This is a genomic window from Streptomyces sp. bgisy027, assembly GCF_057710365.1.
This window is the reverse complement of sequence record NZ_JBYIVZ010000094.1, coordinates 1-17850: the sequence shown is the minus strand read 5'-3', so window position 1 is coordinate 17850 and position 17850 is coordinate 1. Positions and strand designations below refer to the sequence as shown.

Annotated in this window: 14 protein-coding genes and 1 pseudogene; 8 read left to right on the top strand and 7 right to left on the bottom strand. The window is 72.2% G+C overall.

The genetic code is table 11. The features are described from left to right. Window positions 1-174: 174 nt before the first annotated feature. Both AC3ETA_RS46515 and AC3ETA_RS46510 read right to left on the bottom strand, forming a co-directional pair. Window positions 175-657, bottom strand: a complete 483-nt coding sequence (locus AC3ETA_RS46515; protein ID WP_432198949.1) for a DUF456 domain-containing protein — start codon at window positions 655-657, stop codon at window positions 175-177. A gap of 80 nt (window positions 658-737) precedes the next feature. Then, window positions 738-1759: pseudogene (locus tag AC3ETA_RS46510) on the bottom strand (helix-turn-helix domain-containing protein). Window positions 1760-1905: 146 nt separating this feature from the next. On the opposite strand from AC3ETA_RS46510, the gene AC3ETA_RS46505 reads away from it, so the two are divergent. Next, window positions 1906-2277 (top strand): hypothetical protein, encoded by a 372-nt coding sequence (locus AC3ETA_RS46505; protein WP_432198948.1) that lies wholly within the window; start codon window positions 1906-1908, stop codon window positions 2275-2277. Window positions 2278-2486: 209 nt separating this feature from the next. Continuing rightward, a complete protein-coding gene (locus AC3ETA_RS46500) occupies window positions 2487-3794 on the top strand; it encodes a PP2C family serine/threonine-protein phosphatase (RefSeq protein WP_432198947.1) in 1308 nt (435 codons plus the stop codon). Between the two features lie 15 nt (window positions 3795-3809). Here the strand turns inward: AC3ETA_RS46500 and AC3ETA_RS46495 are convergent, their stop codons facing one another. Next, the gene (locus tag AC3ETA_RS46495) at window positions 3810-5108 is read right to left on the bottom strand and encodes a helix-turn-helix domain-containing protein (RefSeq protein WP_432198946.1); all 1299 of its coding nucleotides are present in this window, start codon (window positions 5106-5108) and stop codon (window positions 3810-3812) included. 243 nt (window positions 5109-5351) lie between these two features. Here AC3ETA_RS46495 and AC3ETA_RS46490 point away from each other — a divergent pair, with 243 nt between their 5' ends. Together AC3ETA_RS46490 and AC3ETA_RS46485 are read left to right on the top strand one after the other, a co-directional pair. Beyond that, a complete protein-coding gene (locus tag AC3ETA_RS46490; RefSeq protein ID WP_432198945.1) occupies window positions 5352-5966 on the top strand; it encodes a hypothetical protein in 615 nt (204 codons plus the stop codon). Between the two features lie 663 nt (window positions 5967-6629). Next, window positions 6630-7112 carry an ATP-binding protein gene (locus AC3ETA_RS46485; protein ID WP_432198944.1) on the top strand — a complete coding sequence of 161 codons (483 nt, stop codon included), beginning with the start codon at window positions 6630-6632 and terminating at the stop codon, window positions 7110-7112. Window positions 7113-7217: 105 nt separating this feature from the next. Here the strand turns inward: AC3ETA_RS46485 and AC3ETA_RS46480 are convergent, their stop codons facing one another. Next, a complete protein-coding gene (locus AC3ETA_RS46480; protein WP_432198943.1) occupies window positions 7218-8258 on the bottom strand; it encodes a DUF2637 domain-containing protein in 1041 nt (346 codons plus the stop codon). Window positions 8259-8631: 373 nt separating this feature from the next. Then, on the bottom strand, window positions 8632-9483 hold the full coding sequence (locus AC3ETA_RS46475; RefSeq protein WP_432198942.1) for a (2Fe-2S)-binding protein: 852 nt from the start codon (window positions 9481-9483) through the stop codon (window positions 8632-8634). A 154-nt stretch (window positions 9484-9637) separates the two neighbouring features. Between AC3ETA_RS46475 and AC3ETA_RS46470 the strand changes: the two genes are divergently transcribed. Then, window positions 9638-10576: a GntR family transcriptional regulator gene (locus tag AC3ETA_RS46470; protein WP_432198941.1), complete on the top strand. Its 939-nt coding sequence runs from the start codon at window positions 9638-9640 to the stop codon at window positions 10574-10576. Between the two features lie 443 nt (window positions 10577-11019). On the opposite strand, the gene AC3ETA_RS46465 is transcribed toward AC3ETA_RS46470, so the two are convergent. Then, window positions 11020-11802 carry a hypothetical protein gene (locus AC3ETA_RS46465; protein WP_432198940.1) on the bottom strand — a complete coding sequence of 261 codons (783 nt, stop codon included), beginning with the start codon at window positions 11800-11802 and terminating at the stop codon, window positions 11020-11022. A 153-nt stretch (window positions 11803-11955) separates the two neighbouring features. Continuing rightward, window positions 11956-13629 carry a PucR family transcriptional regulator gene (locus AC3ETA_RS46460; protein ID WP_432198939.1) on the bottom strand — a complete coding sequence of 558 codons (1674 nt, stop codon included), beginning with the start codon at window positions 13627-13629 and terminating at the stop codon, window positions 11956-11958. Between the two features lie 375 nt (window positions 13630-14004). Here AC3ETA_RS46460 and AC3ETA_RS46455 point away from each other — a divergent pair, with 375 nt between their 5' ends. The 3 genes from AC3ETA_RS46455 to AC3ETA_RS46445 all read left to right on the top strand — a co-directional run. Beyond that, window positions 14005-14895, top strand: coding sequence for an FAD binding domain-containing protein (locus AC3ETA_RS46455; protein ID WP_432198938.1), 891 nt, complete (start codon window positions 14005-14007; stop codon window positions 14893-14895). Then, window positions 14895-15479, top strand: a complete 585-nt coding sequence (locus tag AC3ETA_RS46450; RefSeq protein WP_359054774.1) for a (2Fe-2S)-binding protein — start codon at window positions 14895-14897, stop codon at window positions 15477-15479. The genes AC3ETA_RS46455 and AC3ETA_RS46450 overlap by 1 nt, the downstream gene beginning before the upstream one ends. Window position 15480: 1 nt before the next feature. Beyond that, the coding region (locus tag AC3ETA_RS46445; RefSeq protein ID WP_432198937.1) for a xanthine dehydrogenase family protein molybdopterin-binding subunit at window positions 15481-17850 on the top strand (2370 nt) is incomplete at its 3' end.

Here is a 17850-nt window from a genome sequence, read left to right as displayed (position 1 = left end):
CGTCCTCCAGCCCCCGGCGGGGCGCCTCCGCCGCCGTCCCGCACCTCGACCGTTCCCGCGATGCCGTGCCGCACGACGCAGGGTGCGCCCGCCTCGCTCGTCAGCCGCACCCACGTGGCGAACGTGCCCACGGTCGTCAACAGTGAGGTGTGCGGTGAGGAGAGACCCGATGCATCAGCCCCAGATCACGGCGCCCAGCCAGGCCCCCGCGATCAGCTGGCAGGTGAACAGCTCCGCCAGCACGCTCGATCCGCCCGTGCTCATCGCCGTCCGCAGCGCCGACTTCGCCTCGCCGTGGCTGCCCAGACGCAGCCGTTCCTCCAGGTAGACACCGGCCATGAAGCCGGGGATCGAGCCGATGACGGGGATCAGGAAGAAGCCCAGGAAGGACCCCGCCCCGGCGTACACGGTCATCCGGCGGCCGGCCCAGTTCGGGCGCGACCGGCGGGGCGGGAGCGCCCAGCGGACCACCTGGGACAGGAACAGCGCGACCGTGGCCCCCACCAGCACCCACCACGCGACCGGCTGGGGGTCCTTCACCGTCCACCACATGACGCCGGCCCACACCAGCCACGACCCCGGCACACCCGGCACCAGCACCCCGCACAGGCCGAGCAGGAGGACCAGACCGACCAGCAGCAGGTCCCAGACTCCCATCTGACCAGAGTGCCGGAGCCCGCGAGAACGCGCAGATCAGCGATGCCGCAAGGGGTACGGCTCGGTGCTCGCGCCGCATGTCAGCGGTGCCGTACGGGTACACCCCGGTGCCCTCGGCCCCGCCGTTCCCGCGACACCCACCCCCGCTCGTAGGCGTGCCACCCCAGCTGCAACCGGGTCGACACCCCGGTCAGCTCCATCAGCCGCTTCACCCGGCGCTGCACGGTCCGCAGCCCCACGTCCAGCTGCTTGGCCACGCTCGCGTCGGTCAGCCCGGCCAGCAGCAGGGAGAGCACCTCCAGATCGGTGTCGTCGGGACCCTCCGGCTGCTGCTCGGCGACGCCGGACGTGCCGAGGCCGACCGGCAGCGCCTCCCGCCACACCGACTCGAACAGCCCGGAGAGCAGCTCCAGCAGCCCGCTCGCGTGCACTACCAGCGCGGCCGGCTCCCCGGTGCGCGAGGTCAGCGGCACCAGCGCCAGCGTCCGGTCGGCGATCACCAGCTTCGTCGGAACCTTGTCCACCACCCGCACCTGCTCCTCGCGGCCCAGCGCGGCGGACAGCTCCGTGACGCCGTGCGGCTGGTCGAGGACCGCCCGCTCCAGCACCACGCGATAGCGCACCCCACGATCGGCGGCCCGCTCCTCGGCGTCGTTCTCCATGCCGGTGACGGCGACCGGGCTGCCGGTGACCAGGGCGCACACCTCCTCGCTCGCGCCGAGCTGGAGCTGGAGGAAGCGCTGCGACACCGCGACCGCGCCGATCACCACCTCGACCAGGTCGTGCACGGCCGTCTCGGTGGCGCCCGCCCGGTACTCCTCGGCGAGCAGCGCGGCCGCCAGTTCCGCCTTCTCCAGCTCGTGCCGCTGCTGGGTGAGCAGCGCCCCAGCGCCACCCCGGGCGGCGCGGCGACCCAGCGGCCGGGGCGGGCCGAGGACTGGGCGGCGAGCCCGTGCCGCTCCAGGCGGCGCAGGGCGCGTTCGGTGTCGTGCTCGCCGAGCGTCAGCCGTCGGGCGAGATCCGGTACGTCGGCGGCGCCCGCGGACACCAGGGCCCGGTACGCCGACTCGTGCGCCTCGTCGAGACCAATCGCTTGCAGCATCGGGCCGTGTTCCTCCCCAGGTCGAACACCGGTGTCCGAGCCGTGGCGGAAAACGGCCACGGCGCAAAACCGCCTCCGCACATCATCGCGGTACCACCGCTCACTCTGCCAAGGTGTCGCCACCGCAGCATCAACCACCGCCCGCAATGCCCGAGTTGGGCCTCATCGGCCTGCGCTGTCGCGCTCGCGGGCAAGCGGCAGCACGGGAAGAGGGCGATCTTGGGGACAGCGATTTCGGGTACGGCACCGGGCGCGGCATACCGCTGCTGTTCCCGTGGTACGCGCTGCCGGAGGACGGACAGACCGTCACGCTCCCGGCGACCGGCCACGCGGGCTACGAACCCGGTGAGTTGACGCGGGCCCGGCTCTCGTACTCGTACGACGAGGGCGGGACCTGGAGTGCGACGGAGAACCACAGCGGAGCGACAGGGAAGCAGGCCAGTATCCGATCGGTCCTGACCGACGCGCACGGCGCCTCGGTCACCCAGAGCGTGACCCGGGCCTACGACGTGCGCTGACGCGCGCGAAGGGGATCGGGGCCCGGGTCACCCGGCAGTCGCCGGGCGGTTCTCCCGTGGGGGGTGGGGCCGCCCGGCGACGTGTTTCTCCCGTTGTTTCGCAAGCGCGTTCAAGGCCTCACCCGACCTGCCGTCCGGGTGGGCCCCGCGAGGCCGGATTTTCCGGATGCCCCGTTTTCATCCGGGCCGTGCGGTGGACAATTGAGGGCATGAACCAGCAGGGGGGTAGGCCCACCGGCCGCGAGGACGACTGGTGGCGGCAGCTGTACGGCGACCGAGCCGACGACACGGGCCCGACGACGACCCGCGACTCACTGGACGACCGCTTCGCCTCGGCCGCCGGGACGGTGAACCAGCGGTCGGCGGCGGGTGCGCCGGTCCCTTCACCACGCGCGGACGCCGATGCCGTGGAGCCCGCGTCGACCTTCCCGGCCGGGCTGCCCAGGCCGCCGGGATTCACCGTGGAGTCACCGCCGGCCGACGGGGGGCCGCCCCCGCCGCCGGTCAAGGCTCCCGAGCGGCCGAGCCCGCCCATCGAGCCCACCCCGCCGCGCCCCCTCGACTACGTCGGCGACGGCCCGCCCACCTACGCCGCCGAACCCACCGCACTCCCACCCGCCGACCCGGACGACCTCGACGACCTGGTCGCCGACACCGTCCTCGACGGCGCCCACTACGGCGCCTGCACCCTGCGCGCCGTCTCCCTGCGCGGCGACTCCGCCCGCTACCGGGGCGAACCCCGCCGCGACTCCCTGCTCACCGCCCGCTTCGGCACCGGCGACCACGCCCTGCTTCTCGTGGCGATGGCCACCGGCGCCCGCGCCACCCCGGGCGCGCACCGCGCCGCCGCCGAGGCCTGCCACTGGATCGGCCGCGCCGTCGGCCGCAGCCACGCGAGACTCTCCGAGGACCTGAGGGGTGCGCGGCGCGGCGATCTGAAGTCCGGGCTGCACCGCCTGACCGACCGCAGCCTCGGCAAGCTCCGCGCCAGCGCCGCCGAACAGGGCATGGAACCCGAGGAGTACGCGGCGACCCTGCGCTGTCTCCTGCTGCCCGCCGACCCCGAGTGCCGTACCCGCGTCTTCTTCGGTGTCGGCGAGGGCGGACTCTTCCGGCTGCGCGGCGGCGAGTGGCAGGACATCGAGCCCCGCGTCACCGACGCCACCGGCGAACCCGTCGTCGGCTTCGGCTCGCTGCCGTCCGAGACGCCCGAGGGCGACCGCCTCACCATGGACCTCGGCATCACCACACCGCCGAGCCCCTACGACCCGGCCCCCGAGCCGCCCCGCGAACCCTTCCGCTTCCGTGCCTCCGTCGCCCGCCCCGGCGACACCCTCCTGATGTGCACGAGCGGCCTCGCCGACCCCCTGCGCGGCGAACCCGCACTCGCCGCGCACCTGACCGGACGCTGGTCGGCCCCCGAACCGCCCGGCCTCGCGGAGTTCCTCGCCGACGCCCAGGTCCGGGTGAAGGGGTACGCCGACGACCGCACGGCCGCCGCCGTCTGGGAGGCGTGACGAGCCCGGGCGCTCCTACTCATCCCAGGGCACCCAGGCACGCGCCGAGGTGTCGTAGGCGTAGTTCTTCAGACCCTTGTTGGCGGTCGTACGGAACGGGCGGCCGTGGTCGTCGACGCGGACGGTGCCGGTGCGGCCCTGGGACGACCAGTCCAGTTCCAGGTACCAACTGCAGTCGCAGTTCGCGGTCCGCGCGTCGACCAGCAGCACCTCCGGGTCCTCGGCGGACACGCGGTACGGCAGCCGCATCGCGGGGATCGTGACGCCCGAGTCGTTGCCGTCGGCCGGGCGGGCGACGGGCCGGTCCTTGTCCAGGTCGACATCGAAGTAGCGGGGCGTCAGCGCTCCGCCGCAGCCCTGGTCCATGGCGTAGTCGGTGCCCGCCATGGGTGCCGAACGGCCGACGACACGCACGCGCAGCGCCTCCAGCACCACGGCCGTGGACGACCGGCCCTGCACCGTGATCCGCACCAGGGTCTGCCGTCCGTGCACGGCGTTCTCGGCCCCCGCCCAGGTCGCGGCGTCCTGCGGATTCGGCGGCGGCGCAACCTGCTGCGGCGGCTTGTCGATGACGTAGTCGTGACCGCAGCCGGCCTGCCAGACGTGCGAGTCGGCGCTCCAGGTGAGGGGAACCCCGGTGGACGGCTGCGGCTTGCCGGCCTTCTTCGCGGGCCCGTCGGTGTTGCCGGTGGCTTTCGCCGAGGGCTTGTTCGACCCGTCGGCCGACGGCGAGGGCGTGCTGGGGGAAGGGCTCGGCGACCTGGACGACTTCGGGCGTGGGGTGTCCGGCTCCGTCGTACGGGGCGGATCGACGGCTTCGACGGAGTCGCTGCGCTTGGCTCGGTCGTCCGGGAGGGCGGACAGGCTGCCGAGGGTGGCGAGGAGCGCGGTCGTCACGGCCGCCGAGACCAGCAGACGTCGGCTGCGGTACCAGGGGCGCTGCGCGGGCTCGGGCGATGCCGGGTCCCGTACCGGTTCGCCCGTCGGCTCGGGGGCCGGGTCCGAGGGGGGCGTGACCGCCGCGCCCTTCGCCTCGGCGGCCGCCGTGCGCGACCTCTGCCGCGCGGCGACCGCAAGGATCCACAACCGGTGCAGTTCGAGGCGCTCTTCCGGTGTCGCCCCGCACAGCGCGGCGAACCGCTCGGCGGGGGCGAAGTCGAGGGGGACCGCGTCACCGGCGCAGTAGCGGTGCAGCGTGGAGGTGTTCATGCTCAGGCGGCGGGCCAGCTGACCGTAACTGCGGTCGGTGCGTTCCTTCAGACGTCTGAGTAACGCCGCGAACTCCTGGACGTCGTCGTCGCGTGCTTCCGACACTGTTCTCCCGGGTCCTCCGCGTCCCGGGACGGTATCCCAGGCACTCCATGTACCTGCACGTCAGAAGGGCTGGGATGGTTCCACCGTCGCGGATCGGGAGACGGCGCTTGCGGCCGCCCGCTGTGACGGCTGATGCTCTTGGTGTGGCACCGAGCAGGGCCGGGGGACCAACCGGCGTCGGTGACGCTCCACTTCCGCACGTCCACGCAGTCATGCACCGATCTCATCCACGGGGGAACACCCATGCCCAAGCGCACCCGAGCCGGCGTGCTCACCGCACTCGCCGTCGTCGGCCTCACGGCCGGCACCGCACTCTCCGCCGCGCCGGCCGGCGCCGCACCGAAGGCGCCCGCGCCGAAGTTCCTCGCGGCGTCCGAACTGCCGCCGCACTCCACCGGCTGGACCGCCGACAAGGTCAAGGGCGGCGTCCCTCAGGAGATGCAGTACTGCTTCGGCGAGTCCCTGCTCGCCTACACCTCCAGCTACCGCACCTTCCGCACCGACCTCGACACCGGCGCCCAGCAGCTCAACGTCGTCGTCGGGAACAGCGCCAAGGCCAAGGCCCTGGCCACCCGCCTCGACAAGGACGTCAGGCGCTGCGTGGCACGCATGGACGCCGACCCCGAGGTCGAGGCCGACTACAAGCGCTACGGCAGGCTGCCCGTCGAGGAGGGCGCCCGCGTCCACGGCTTCGCGACCCGTGCCTCGTGGGGCGCCATGGACATCCACCTGGTCTCCGTCGGCCGGGACGGCGGCACCGTCACCGTCGTGCAGTGGGGGCAGATGGGCGACTTCGGGGACGCGCCGGTGAAGGACTTCAAGAAGACGACGCGCACCGCGGTCGACAAGCTCTACTGACCGACGCGGCAACCGGACCATCGCAACAGCGGGGCCGCCCTCCCGGACGGGGGTCGGGCGGGCGGCCCCGCGTCCCTTGCGGGCCGGTTTCCGAACCGCCGCGGCGAGGCCACCTGCCTTCCACGGCGGTGAACACCCGCGAATTCCGGCCAGTTTCGCAGGGTTCGGAAAGGTGGCCCGAGGCGCCCTGTTGCCCCGCCGCCGGACCTGTGGACGTCCACCGCGCCCACGACCCCAACCGCCCCAGCACTTCGTCGGCTACGGCCGGTTCGGCAGGCTCGCGTCGACGCACGGGACGATCCCGCGCGGTCGGCGCGCCCGCAGGGGAGTCGGTCCGCTGCCGTGCACGACCGCACCGGCGGGCCCTCTCCCGCCAGCAACCGATGCACCGGCCCGCCTCCGCTCCCCGCGCGCGCTCCTCCGGCCGGAAAACCGGGGTGTGGCCGGTGGCCGACCCGGCCCCGTCGTCTCCCGCGAGGGCCTCAAGGCGGCCGACGGGTGACGTTTCGGCTTTCATCCATCGTGCCTGGACCGCCCCAACGGTGGCCGAACACCTGGTCGTTCACGATTCGACATGACTGGCGCCAAGTCCCACTGGGAAATGGTCCCCGTGAACGTGTTCGAGCCAGGAGGGGAACCGACATCGGCACGCGGGCGGGGGTCATGAAGAGGCAGGTGCGAGGGGGCGGTCCCGTGACATTCGGGGCCTCCTCGGTGGAGACAGTGGAGGACAGGGCCGCGAGCGCCGGGGAACACGCGCAGCCGCCTCAGCTCAGGCGCAGACTCGGGCGGCGGGACCTACGGGCCGTTCCCGAGGCACGCAGGGCGCTGCGGGAGTGGTTGCGGCACTGGGGGAGGCCGGGACAGCCGGACATAGCCGAACTGCTCACCAGCGAGCTCGTCACCAACGCGCTCGTGCACACCGACCGGGACGCGGTCCTGACGGCGACGGTCGGACCGGGCGGACTGCGGGTGGAGGTGAGGGACTTCGTGACCCGGTTGCCCAGACCACGTGTACCGAACGCCGACGACGGTACGAGCGGCAGGGGCCTGATCCTGGTCCAGTCCCTCGCGGACGCCTGGGGAGTGCGGACGCACGCGGTCGGGAAGGCGGTGTGGTTCGAACTCGACGCGGGCGCCGCTTAGAGGACTCGCGCGGCGCGTGACCGGTGGCGTGCGACGACGAAGGGGCGCGACCCACGCGGGTCGCGCCCCTTCGTCGATGACGTCGATGCGTCGCCGGCCGAAGACTCAGCCGAACTGCTGCTCCAGGTCCTTCAGCTTGCGCTCGAGGGAGTCGAGCCGGGGGAGCGCCATGGTGTCGTCCTCCGCGGTGAGGTCGACCTTCACCGGGTCAGAACCGGTGCGTACGGGCTGCAAAGAGGGACGCGTGAGCACGGGCAGCTGTTCCGGCGCGGATATGGCAGGCTCCGCGGACACCTGGGCCGAACCGGACTCCAGGGCCTGCGGCTCGACCGTCCGTCCGTTGCCGCGGCCGATGAAGCCGCGGTGGCCCCGGCTGATCGCCTTGAGCTGGGCACGCTCCATGCGCTCCTTGTCGCGGCGGCGCAGTCGGGCCGCGTCCTTCTGCCGCTTGTCCTCGCGGACCTCGTCGACCGCCTCGTCCAGGCTGCGCACGTTCTCCAGCAGCATCAGGGACCAGGCCTTGTAGGTCTCGCGCGGCGCCCGCAGCCAGCGGACGATGCGGATCTGCGGCAGCGGACGCGGCACCAGACCCTGCTCGCGCAGGGCGGCCCGGCGGGTCTGCTTCAGCGCGCGGTCGAACAGTACGGCCGCCGAAAGGGACATGCCGGCGAAGAAGTGCGGGGCACCGGCGTGGGCGAGGCCCCGAGGCGCGTGCACCCAGTTGAACCAGGCCGCGGCGCCCGCGAACGTCCACACGAGTATCCGGGAGCCGAGGGCCGCGTCACCGTGGCTGGCCTCGCGCACGGCGAGGACGGAGCAGAACATCGCCGCGCCGTCCAGACCGAACGGCACCAGGTACTGCCAGCCGTTGGACAGGCCCAGGTTCTGCTCACCGAAGCCGACCAGGCCCTTGAAGGAGAGCGCGGCCGCGACCGCGGCGCAGCAGAAGAGGAGTACGTAGGAGGCCGTGCCGTATATGGCCTCCTTGCGCCTGCGACGCTCCTCGCTGCGCTCCCACGAGTCCTCGGTCTTCGCGTGCTCCCCCGACCGCTTGCCGCGCGCCAGTACCGCCACCGCCGCCAGCATGCCCAGGAGCAGTACGGCGCCCGGAAGCAGCCAGTTCAGCGATATGTCGGTCAATCTCATCTGGGGTCCCTTGCATTGGGATAGGGCGTAACGCCCGCCATAGTGGCCCAATCCCGCTGGCCCTCAGGGGGTTTCGGGGCAAGAGGCCGCCAAGGAAGTGCAAGGGGATGCCCAGGGCAGCATTCTGCTCGAACTGCCGCTTGAGGGGCAGGAGTTGAGTTCGAACAAGACTACCCGTGAGGGTGGTGCCACGGAAAGTTCCTGCGCGGAGTGAGGAAATTGTGAAACGCCTGTAACCGTAACGAGTGTCCCGCTCGTGGGTGATCTTACGGCACGAAGGGTGACGCGCCCTCTGAGGGGACCTCAACTCGTGCTGTTCAAAGGGTGTTGTCAAAGGGCGTTGGGCGGGCCGGCCGTCGCGGTGGCCGGAAGTTCAGCTCGCCGCCGCCAGGAGTTTGGTGACCCGGTCCGTGTCGCAGGTGCGCGGGCAGGTGGCGCAGGTGTCCTGGGGGCGCAGCGTATAGAACATGCAGCAGCTCGCCCGGTCCCGGGTGGGCAGCGACTCGCCGTTCGGTCCGGTGAGTTCGCGGAAGGCGGCCGAGCCGACGTACGGCTGCGTCGCGCCCGGCAGGAGCAGTTCCAGCTCGTGGCGGGCCCGGTCCTGCTCGCCGTCGCCGAACAGGTGGGCGACGTACCACAGGCTCTCCACGATCTCGTCGGTCGCCATGCCCCACAGCGCGCGCCCGCGGCGGCGCATGCGTGGGCCGAAGCCGGTGAGGACGGGTTCGAGGTGCTCGGCGATGGCGGCCCGTACCTCGGCGCGCAGCGCCTCCTCGTCCGGGACGACCCTGGCGCCGGGCAGGGCGGCCGCCGGGTCGCCGGGGAGGCAGGCGAAGGCGGCCGGCCGGGCCGCCAGGCGGCCCATCGGGAGGCCGGGGGCCGTGCGGTCGTACGAGACGTGGGTCACGGGGAGGCGGGGGACGCGGCGGAGCAGGAACCAGGGGACGGTGATCAGCAGGCAGGCGGGCCAGGCGTAGCGGTGCAGGCCGAAGCCGGCGACGACGTCGGGGCGGGCGGGCTGTCCGTAGTCGCGCACCACCTGTGCGTCGTCCCAGGCCAGGAAGGCGTCGAGGGTGTCGCCGCCGGCGGCCAGGGCGGCCGCGGTGACCCATCCGGTGTGGTCGGGCATGGGCTCGGGGGTGGGCGGCTGGATGATGTCCAGCCCCGGGAAGGCCGTGGTGAGACGGGTGTAGGCGTCTGCGAGGGCCGTGGGGGGCACGGGCATGGGGGCCGCCGATCCATGAGACTTGGAAGGTAAGCCTTACCTTATCCGAGATCGCTGCGGTTTGAACTGTCGCGTTCTGCGCCTATGGTGCTTGACGGGTGAGTAACAACCCGCCGTAATGACCCCAAGTACCGACACGTCCGGAGGAGGACCCGTGAAGCAGGGCGCGCAGGGCTCCGCGGTGACGGGGGATCCCGATGTGGCGGGTGGCTCGGACGGGGTGGAAGGTGTGGGCGGCGTGGGGGGCGGGGGGCCCGAGGTTCGTGCGGAGGTGCCGCGTGTGCCTGTGCAGGGGCGGAGTGTCGAGGAGGAGCGGGGCGGTCGGGGCGAGAGGGTCGAGCGGGCTGAGCGGTCTGAGCGGTCTGAGCGGGGCGTGGATGGCGGGCCGGAGCGGGGTGGCGCCGGGGCTGTGGCTCGGGGGGAGCACACGCACAGTGAGACGCCGATTCCGCGGCCTCGGCCGTTGGTGCAGCGGGCCTCGGTGCGGGGGCAGATCCTGGACGCGTTGCGTACCGCGTTGGTCACCGGTGAGCTGACGCCCGGGGCGGTGTACTCGGCGCCCGCCTTGGGGGAGCGGTTCGGGGTTTCCGCGACGCCGGTGCGGGAGGCCATGCAGCAGCTCGCGTTGGAAGGGGCCGTCGAGGTCGTGCCCAACCGAGGGTTCCGGGTGGTCGAGCGGGGGGCTCGTGAGCTGGCCGAGCTGGCCGAGGTGCGGGCGTTGATCGAGGTGCCGGTGATGCTGCGGCTCGCGCGTACGGTTTCTGTCGAACGGTGGGCGGAGTTGCGGCCGTTGGCGGAGGCGACCGTGCGGGCGGCGTCTTCCGGGTGCCGGGCCACGTATGCGGAGTCGGACCGGTCGTTCCATCGGGCGGTGCTCGGCTACTGCGGCAACGAGCAGTTGGTGCAGCTCGCCGATGATCTGCACCGGCGGGCTCAGTGGCCGCTGGTGGGTCCTGTGCGGGTGTCGGGCCGGGGGCATGCCGATCTGCTGGCGGATGCGGCGGAGCACATGGCGCTGCTGGATGCGCTGATCGCGCGGGATCTGGATGTGGTGCGGTCGTTGGTGGGGGAGCACTTCGCCGGGGTGCGGTGACATGTGATGCCTGCGGCGGCCTGTGCCGGGTGGTGGGGGTGCGGGTAGCGCCTGCGGTTCGTTGTGGGTCGGGGCCGTGCCGGGGGGTGTCCGCCCTCGGTCGGGCGGTTGCCCGGCATGAAGAAGGGTGCTGTTTCTTGACGCCCGCCGCTGCGGGCGGACACCCCCCGGCACGTCCCCTCACCGCCGTACGCGGGTGCTGCGCCGACCCGTCGGCGGTTTCGCTTCTGACGGCTCGGACGCTTCAGCTCGTCCGGGCCGTGAAATCAGACCGACCCGCGGGTGGCTTCGCCTCTGATGGCTCGGACCTTCAGCTCGTTCGGGCCGTGAAACCAGGCGCCCCGTCAGCCTCACCCCCTAGCCCCGCTGTCCAGCCCGTCCGGTGTTTGAGGACGAGGCCGTTCAGGGCGAAGGGGGGTCTGGGGCGGCTGCGGTGCCGGGGGCTAGGCCGTTGCCGCGTCGGGGGTCGGTGGGGTGAGTTGGTGGGCCAGCCAGGTGGGGACGCCGCCGAGGAGGCGGAAGAGGCGGGTGGCTTCCTCTCGTAGGCGGGATGCCTCCGGTTCGGTCTCCGCGTCCGCGAGGGACGCCAGGGCGGGGGCCGTGCCCACCAGGTAGCCGAGTTCCTCGCGGATGCGCAGGGACTCGGCGAAGCCGTGCCGGGCCTCCGCCAACTCGCCTTCGCGCAGGGCCAGTCCGGCGAGGTGGCGCCAGGTGAAGGAGAGCAGGAGGGGGTCGGCGTGGGCGGTGGCGCCGGCGTGGGCCCGGCGGTAGGCGGCTCGTGCGGCCTGGGGTGAGCGGGCCAGGTTCTCCGCCAGGAGGCCGCGGCGGAAGTCCAGCAGGGCCCGTCCCGCTGCGCCCGGAGCGATCAGCGCCGCCGCCCGGCCCAGCGCCGCCCGCGCCTCGTCCGCGCGGTCGCGCACTCCGTGCAGCGTCGCCGCGTACGCAAGTTGCCCGCGTTCACAAGCTGCCGCGCCCCGTTCGTCGTCACTGTGGGCGAGCGCCTCGGCCGTACGGAGCGCGTCCTCGGCCTCCTCCCAGCCCTGCTCGGTGTAGAGGCAGCGCTCCACCAGCAGCGACGCCCGCTGGAGCGAGGCCGCCGCGGTCACCGGCCGTAGCAGGGCCGCCGCGTCCGCCCAGCAGGCGCGTGAACGCAGCCGCCATACCGCGGTCTGGAGTGGATCGTCACCGTCGGTCGTTCCGTTACCAGACATGGCGGTATGCGCCACCTGTCCCTCCCCGAGCACGCCATCGAGCTGTTGAGTGGTGGCGGCATCTCAGCACGAATCTGGCGGCCCGGCCAAGAGGGTGGGTGAAGGATTTCACAAAGTCGTGGGACAGCGACGGCACTTGGTGCCATCCGGTGGGGTGGCCGGGTGGGGTCAACTCATCCGCAATGCCAAGAAGAAATCGAGCTTGTCCTCCAGTCGGGAGAGGTCCCGACTCGTCAACTGCTCGATCCTGCCGACCCGGTAGCGCAGTGTGTTGACGTGCAGGTGGAGGCGGGTCGCGCAGCGGGTCCAGGAGCCGTCGCAGTCCAGGAAGGCTTCGAGGGTGGGGATCAGCTCGGCCCGGTGGCGGCGGTCGTAGTCGCGGAGGGGGTCCAGGAGGCGCGCGGTGAAGGCTCGGCGGACGTCGTCGGGGACGAAGGGGAGGAGGAGGACGTGGGAGGCCAGTTCCTGGTGGCCCGCCGCGCAGACCCTGCCGGGGCGTGCCGCCGCCACCCGGCGGGCGTGGCGGGCCTCCTCCAGGGCGCCGCGCAGGCCCTCCGCCGAGTGCACCGCCGCGCTGACGCCGAGCGTGACCCGGCCGTCGTCGTTCAGGCCCGCCGAGAGCGGGGCGCGGACCGACTCCAGCAGCGCGTCGGCGAGGATGCCGGCCTCCGAGCCGTCGTGCTCGGAGGAGACGGCGGGGAGGGGGACCAGGGCGATGGCCTCGTCACCGGTGTGGGCCACCGCGATGCGGTCGGAGGGGTCCGGGCCGGTGGCCAGCGGGTCCACCAGGATCTCCTCCAGGAGGGACTGGGCGATCGGGCCCGCCTCGATGTCGGCTCCCTCCCACTCGGCCCGTGCGACCACGACCTGCCAGTGCGGGGCCGCCCCGAGGCCGGGCAGCAGGACCGGTGCGGCCACCCGGAGGCGGGCGGCGATCTCGGCCGGTGCCGCGCCCGTCTGGACCAGCTCCAGGACCTCCTGGGCGAGGCGGCGGCGGACCGTGCGGGCCGCGTCCCGGCGGTCCCGCTCGACCGCGATCAGCTGGGTGACGCCCTGGAGGAGGTCGAGCCGCTCCTCGGGCCAGTCGCCCGCGTCCGCCTCCACGGCCAGCAGCCAGTCCGACAGCAGCGTCTCGCGCACGTCCCGCGAGCCCTGCGCGGCGCGGCCGCTGCTGCGGATCGGGAACAGGGAGTACGTCGCGGTGCCGAGGGTGATCCGGTGCGGGCCGCGGCGGCCCGTGCGGGCGGCCGTCAGATGCTCCGCCGCCAGCCTGGCGCACAGCTCGGCGGGCAGGGCGGGGCCCCCGATCTCGGAGCCCGCGATGAGCCGGCCCGTCGGCGACAGCACCCATGCCCGCAGGTCCAGGTCCGAGCCGAGGAGGTCCAGGACCACGTCCGGGCCGCCGCCCGCCGGGCCCGAGGTCATCATCCGGCGGTGCCGGTCGACGACGGCCGCCAGATCCCCGGCCCGCTCGCCGCTGACCTGCCGTACGACATGTTCGGTGACCGTCGCGAAGGCCACCGACTCGTGCACCGCGAAGAGCGGCAGACGGTGCCGGGCGCAGGCCGTCACCAGGTCGTCGGGGATGTCGCCGAGCTCGGCCTCACCGGCGGCCAGGGCCGCCACGCCGGCCTGCACCAGGATGTGCACGAAAGGGTCGGAGTCCGCGGCGTCGCGCCGCCAGGCCAGGCCCGTGAGCACCAGCTCACCGCCGGACAGATAGCGACTGGGGTCCCTGAGGTCGGTCGTCATCACGCCGCGCACGGTGCGATCCAGCTCGTCCTCGCCGCCGAGCAGCTTGAGGCCCAGCGCGTCGGATTCCAGCAGTGCGCGCAGCCGCATTCTCGTCGCCGCCGTTCTTTGTCTCGAAATCTACGATGAATCTTGAAGGGTCTGTCGGGGCGGCCCGTACGGCGGGCCGTCGAGCGGCGCCGAGGGCGGTGCTCGTCGTCTTTCGGACGGTGTCCCAGGTCACAGCGTCGTGGCTGCTGTTTCCGGAGAAAGACGTGGAGGTTACTGGTGACCTCCGTTCATACGAATCTACAAGATGCCTACCCTGGCCAGCCAACTCCTTCATGGTTTCCGTGACTGACCTCGGTGGAGCAGCGCGCTGTGTACTGACGTCAATGCGCGTTAACAGCACATGAACGAGCCGGGCCCGCCGCACCTGATCTGGCTCAAACCGTACGACCCACGAGACGAAGAAGAGAGCCGGTCATGGACTTCCTTCGCCCCGCCAGCTGGGAGGAGGCGCTCGCCGCGAAGGCCGAGCACCCCACCGCTGTGCCGATTGCGGGTGGCACCGATGTGATGGTCGAGATCAACTTCGACCACCGTCGGCCCGAGTACCTCCTCGACCTGAACCGCGTCGGCGACCTCTACGAGTGGGAGGTCGGCGAGGAGAGCGTGCGGCTCGGCGCCTCTGTGCCGTACACGAGGATCATGGAGGACCTCCGTGCCGAGCTGCCGGGCCTCGCGCTCGCCTCGCACACCGTCGCCTCCCCGCAGATCCGCAACCGCGGCGGCGTCGGCGGCAACCTCGGCACCGCCTCCCCGGCCGGTGACGCCCACCCCGCCCTCCTCGCGGCCGGCGCCGAGGTCGAGGTCGAGTCGGTGCGCGGCAGCCGCCGTATCCCGATCGACGAGTTCTACACCGGCGTGAAGCGCAACGCGCTGGCCGCCGACGAGCTGATCCGGGCCGTGCACATCAAGAAGGCCGACGGGCCGCAGCAGTACTCGAAGGTCGGCACGCGCAACGCGATGGTCATCGCCGTGTGTGCCTTCGGCCTCGCGCTGCACCCCGAGACGCGGACGGTGCGTACGGGGATCGGCTCTGCCGCTCCTACACCCGTGCGGGCCAAGGCCGCCGAGGAGTTCCTGAACGCGGCGCTCGAAGAGGGCGGCTTCTGGGACAACGGCAAGATCATCACCCCGTCGGTCGCCAAGCAGTTCGCCGACCTGTGTTCGGGCGCCTGCAACCCGATCGACGACGTCCGGGGCACGGCGAGCTACCGCCGACACGCGGTCGGCGTCATGGCGCGCCGCACGCTGACCTGGACCTGGGAGTCGTATCGCGGCGAGCGCCGCCTCACGGAGGGAGCCGCGTAATGCGTGTCAACTTCACTGTCAACGGACGTCCGCAGGAAGCCGACGACGTGTGGGAGGGCGAGTCCCTGCTGTACGTGCTGCGCGAGCGGATGGGCCTTCCGGGCTCGAAGAACGCCTGTGAGCAGGGCGAGTGCGGATCCTGCACCGTCCGGCTGGATGGTGTGCCGGTCTGTTCGTGCCTGGTCGCCGCCGGGCAGGTCGAGGGCCGCGAGGTCGTCACCGTCGAGGGGCTCGCCGACTTCGCCAAGCAGCGCGCCGAGCACGGCGGTTGTGCGACCGGTGCCTGCGGTACGTCGCTTCAGGACGCCCAGGGCTGGGCCGCCAAGGGGCAGGACTCGCAGACCGGTGAGGGCGCCGAACTCTCCCCGATCCAGCAGGCGTTCATCGACGCCGGCGCCGTCCAGTGCGGCTTCTGCACGCCGGGTCTGCTGGTCGCCGCCGACGAGATGCTGGAGCGCAACCCGAACCCGACCGACGCGGACATCCGCGAGGCGCTGTCGGGCAACCTGTGCCGCTGCACCGGCTACGAGAAGATCATGGACGCGGTCCGCCTCGCGGCCGCCCGGCAGGGAGAGGCGGTCTGACGTGTCCACTCCTAACGGCACTCCCACCAAGATCACCCAGGGTTCCCAGACCAAGGGCGGCATCGGCGAGTCCACGCTCCGCCCGGACGGCACGCTCAAGGTCACCGGCGAGTTCGCGTACTCGTCCGACATGTGGCACGAGGACATGCTCTGGGGGCAGATCCTCCGGTCCACCGTCGCGCACGCCGAGATCGTGTCCATCGACACGAGCGAGGCACTGGCCATGGCGGGCGTCTACGCCGTCATGACCTACGACGACCTGCCGACCGAGGTGAAGAACTACGGCCTGGAGATCCAGGACACCCCGGTCCTCGCCCACGGCAAGGTCCGCCACCACGGCGAGCCGGTCGCCATCGTCGCCGCCGACCACCCGGAGACGGCCCGTCGCGCCGCCGCGAAGATCAAGGTCGAGTACCGCGAGCTGCCCGTCATCACCGACGAGGCGTCCGCGACCGCACCGGACGCGATCCTCGTCCACGAGGGCCGCGACGACCACCACAGCGGCCACGTCCCGCACCCGAACATCGTCCACCGCCAGCCGATCATCCGCGGCGACGCGGCCCGGGCCGCCGAGCGGGCCGACGTGATCGTCAAGGGTGAGTACACCTTCGGCATGCAGGACCAGGCCTTCCTCGGCCCGGAGTCCGGCCTCGCCGTGCCGGACGAGGACGGCGGCGTCCACCTGTACATCGCCACCCAGTGGCTGCACAGCGACCTGCGCCAGATCGCCCCGGTCCTCGGCCTGCCCGAGAGCAAGGTCCGCATGACGCTGTCCGGCGTCGGCGGTGCCTTCGGCGGCCGCGAGGACCTGTCGATGCAGATCCACGCCTGCCTGCTGGCGCTGCGCACCGGCAAGCCCGTCAAGATCGTCTACAACCGGTTCGAGTCCTTCTTCGGGCACGTCCACCGCCACCCGGCCAAGCTGTACTACGAGCACGGGGCCACCAAGGACGGCAAGCTCACGCACGTGAAGTGCCGGATCGTGCTGGACGGCGGCGCGTACGCCTCGGCCTCCCCGGCGGTCGTCGGCAACGCCTCCTCGCTCAGCATCGGCCCGTACGTGGTCGAGGACGTCGACATCGAGGCCATCGCCCTCTACACCAACAACCCGCCCTGCGGCGCGATGCGCGGCTTCGGTGCGGTCCAGGCGTGCTTCGCCTACGAGGCGCAGATGGACAAGCTGGCGGAGAACCTGGGCATGGACCCGGTGGCGCTGCGGCAGCTCAACGCCATGGAGCAGGGCACGATCATGCCGACGGGCCAGCCCGTCGACTCGCCGGCCCCGGTCGCCGAACTCCTGCGCCGCGTCAAGGCGATGCCGCTGCCGCCGGAGCGCCAGTGGGAGTCCAGCGAGGGCGCGGACGTACGGCAGCTGCCGGGCGGTCTGTCCAACACCACGCACGGCGAGGGCGTCGTACGAGGCGTCGGCTACGCGGTCGGCATCAAGAACGTCGGCTTCTCCGAGGGCTTCGACGACTACTCCACCGCCAAGGTGCGCATGGAGGTCGTCGGCGGCGAGCCGGTGGCCGTCGTGCACACCGCGATGGCGGAGGTCGGCCAGGGCGGTGTCACCGTCCACGCGCAGATCGCCCGCACCGAGCTGGGCGTCACCCAGGTGACCATCCACCCGGCGGACACGCAGGTGGGCTCGGCGGGTTCGACCTCGGCCTCCCGGCAGACGTACGTCACCGGCGGTGCCGTGAAGAACTCCTGCGAGCTGGTCCGCGAGAAGGTGCTGGAGATCGGGCGCCGCAAGTTCGGCTCCTACCACCCCGCCTGGGCCACCGCCGAACTCCTCCTGGAGGGCGGCAAGGTCGTCACCGACGGCGGCGAAGTGCTCGTCGATCTGGTGGACCTGCTGGAGGGCGAGGTCGTCGAGGTCGAGGCCGAGTGGCGGCACCGTCCGACCGAGGCCTTCGACCTGCGCACCGGCCAGGGCTTCGGACACGTCCAGTACTCCTTCGCCGCGCACCGCGCGGTCGTCGAGGTGGACACCGAGCTCGGCCTGGTGAAGGTGATCGAGCTGGCCTGCGCCCAGGACGTCGGCAAGGCGCTCAACCCGCTGTCCGTCATCGGCCAGATCCAGGGCGGCACCACTCAGGGCCTGGGCGTGGCGGTGATGGAGGAGATCATCGTCGACCCGAAGACGGCGAAGGTCAGGAACCCCTCCTTCACCGACTACCTCATCCCCACGATCCTCGACACGCCGACCATCCCCGTCGACGTGCTCGAACTCGCCGACGACCACGCCCCGTACGGGCTCCGTGGCATCGGCGAGGCACCCACCCTGTCCTCGACCCCGGCCGTCCTCGCGGCGATCCGGAGCGCGACCGGGCTGGAGCTCAACCGCACGCCGGTACGGCCGGAACAC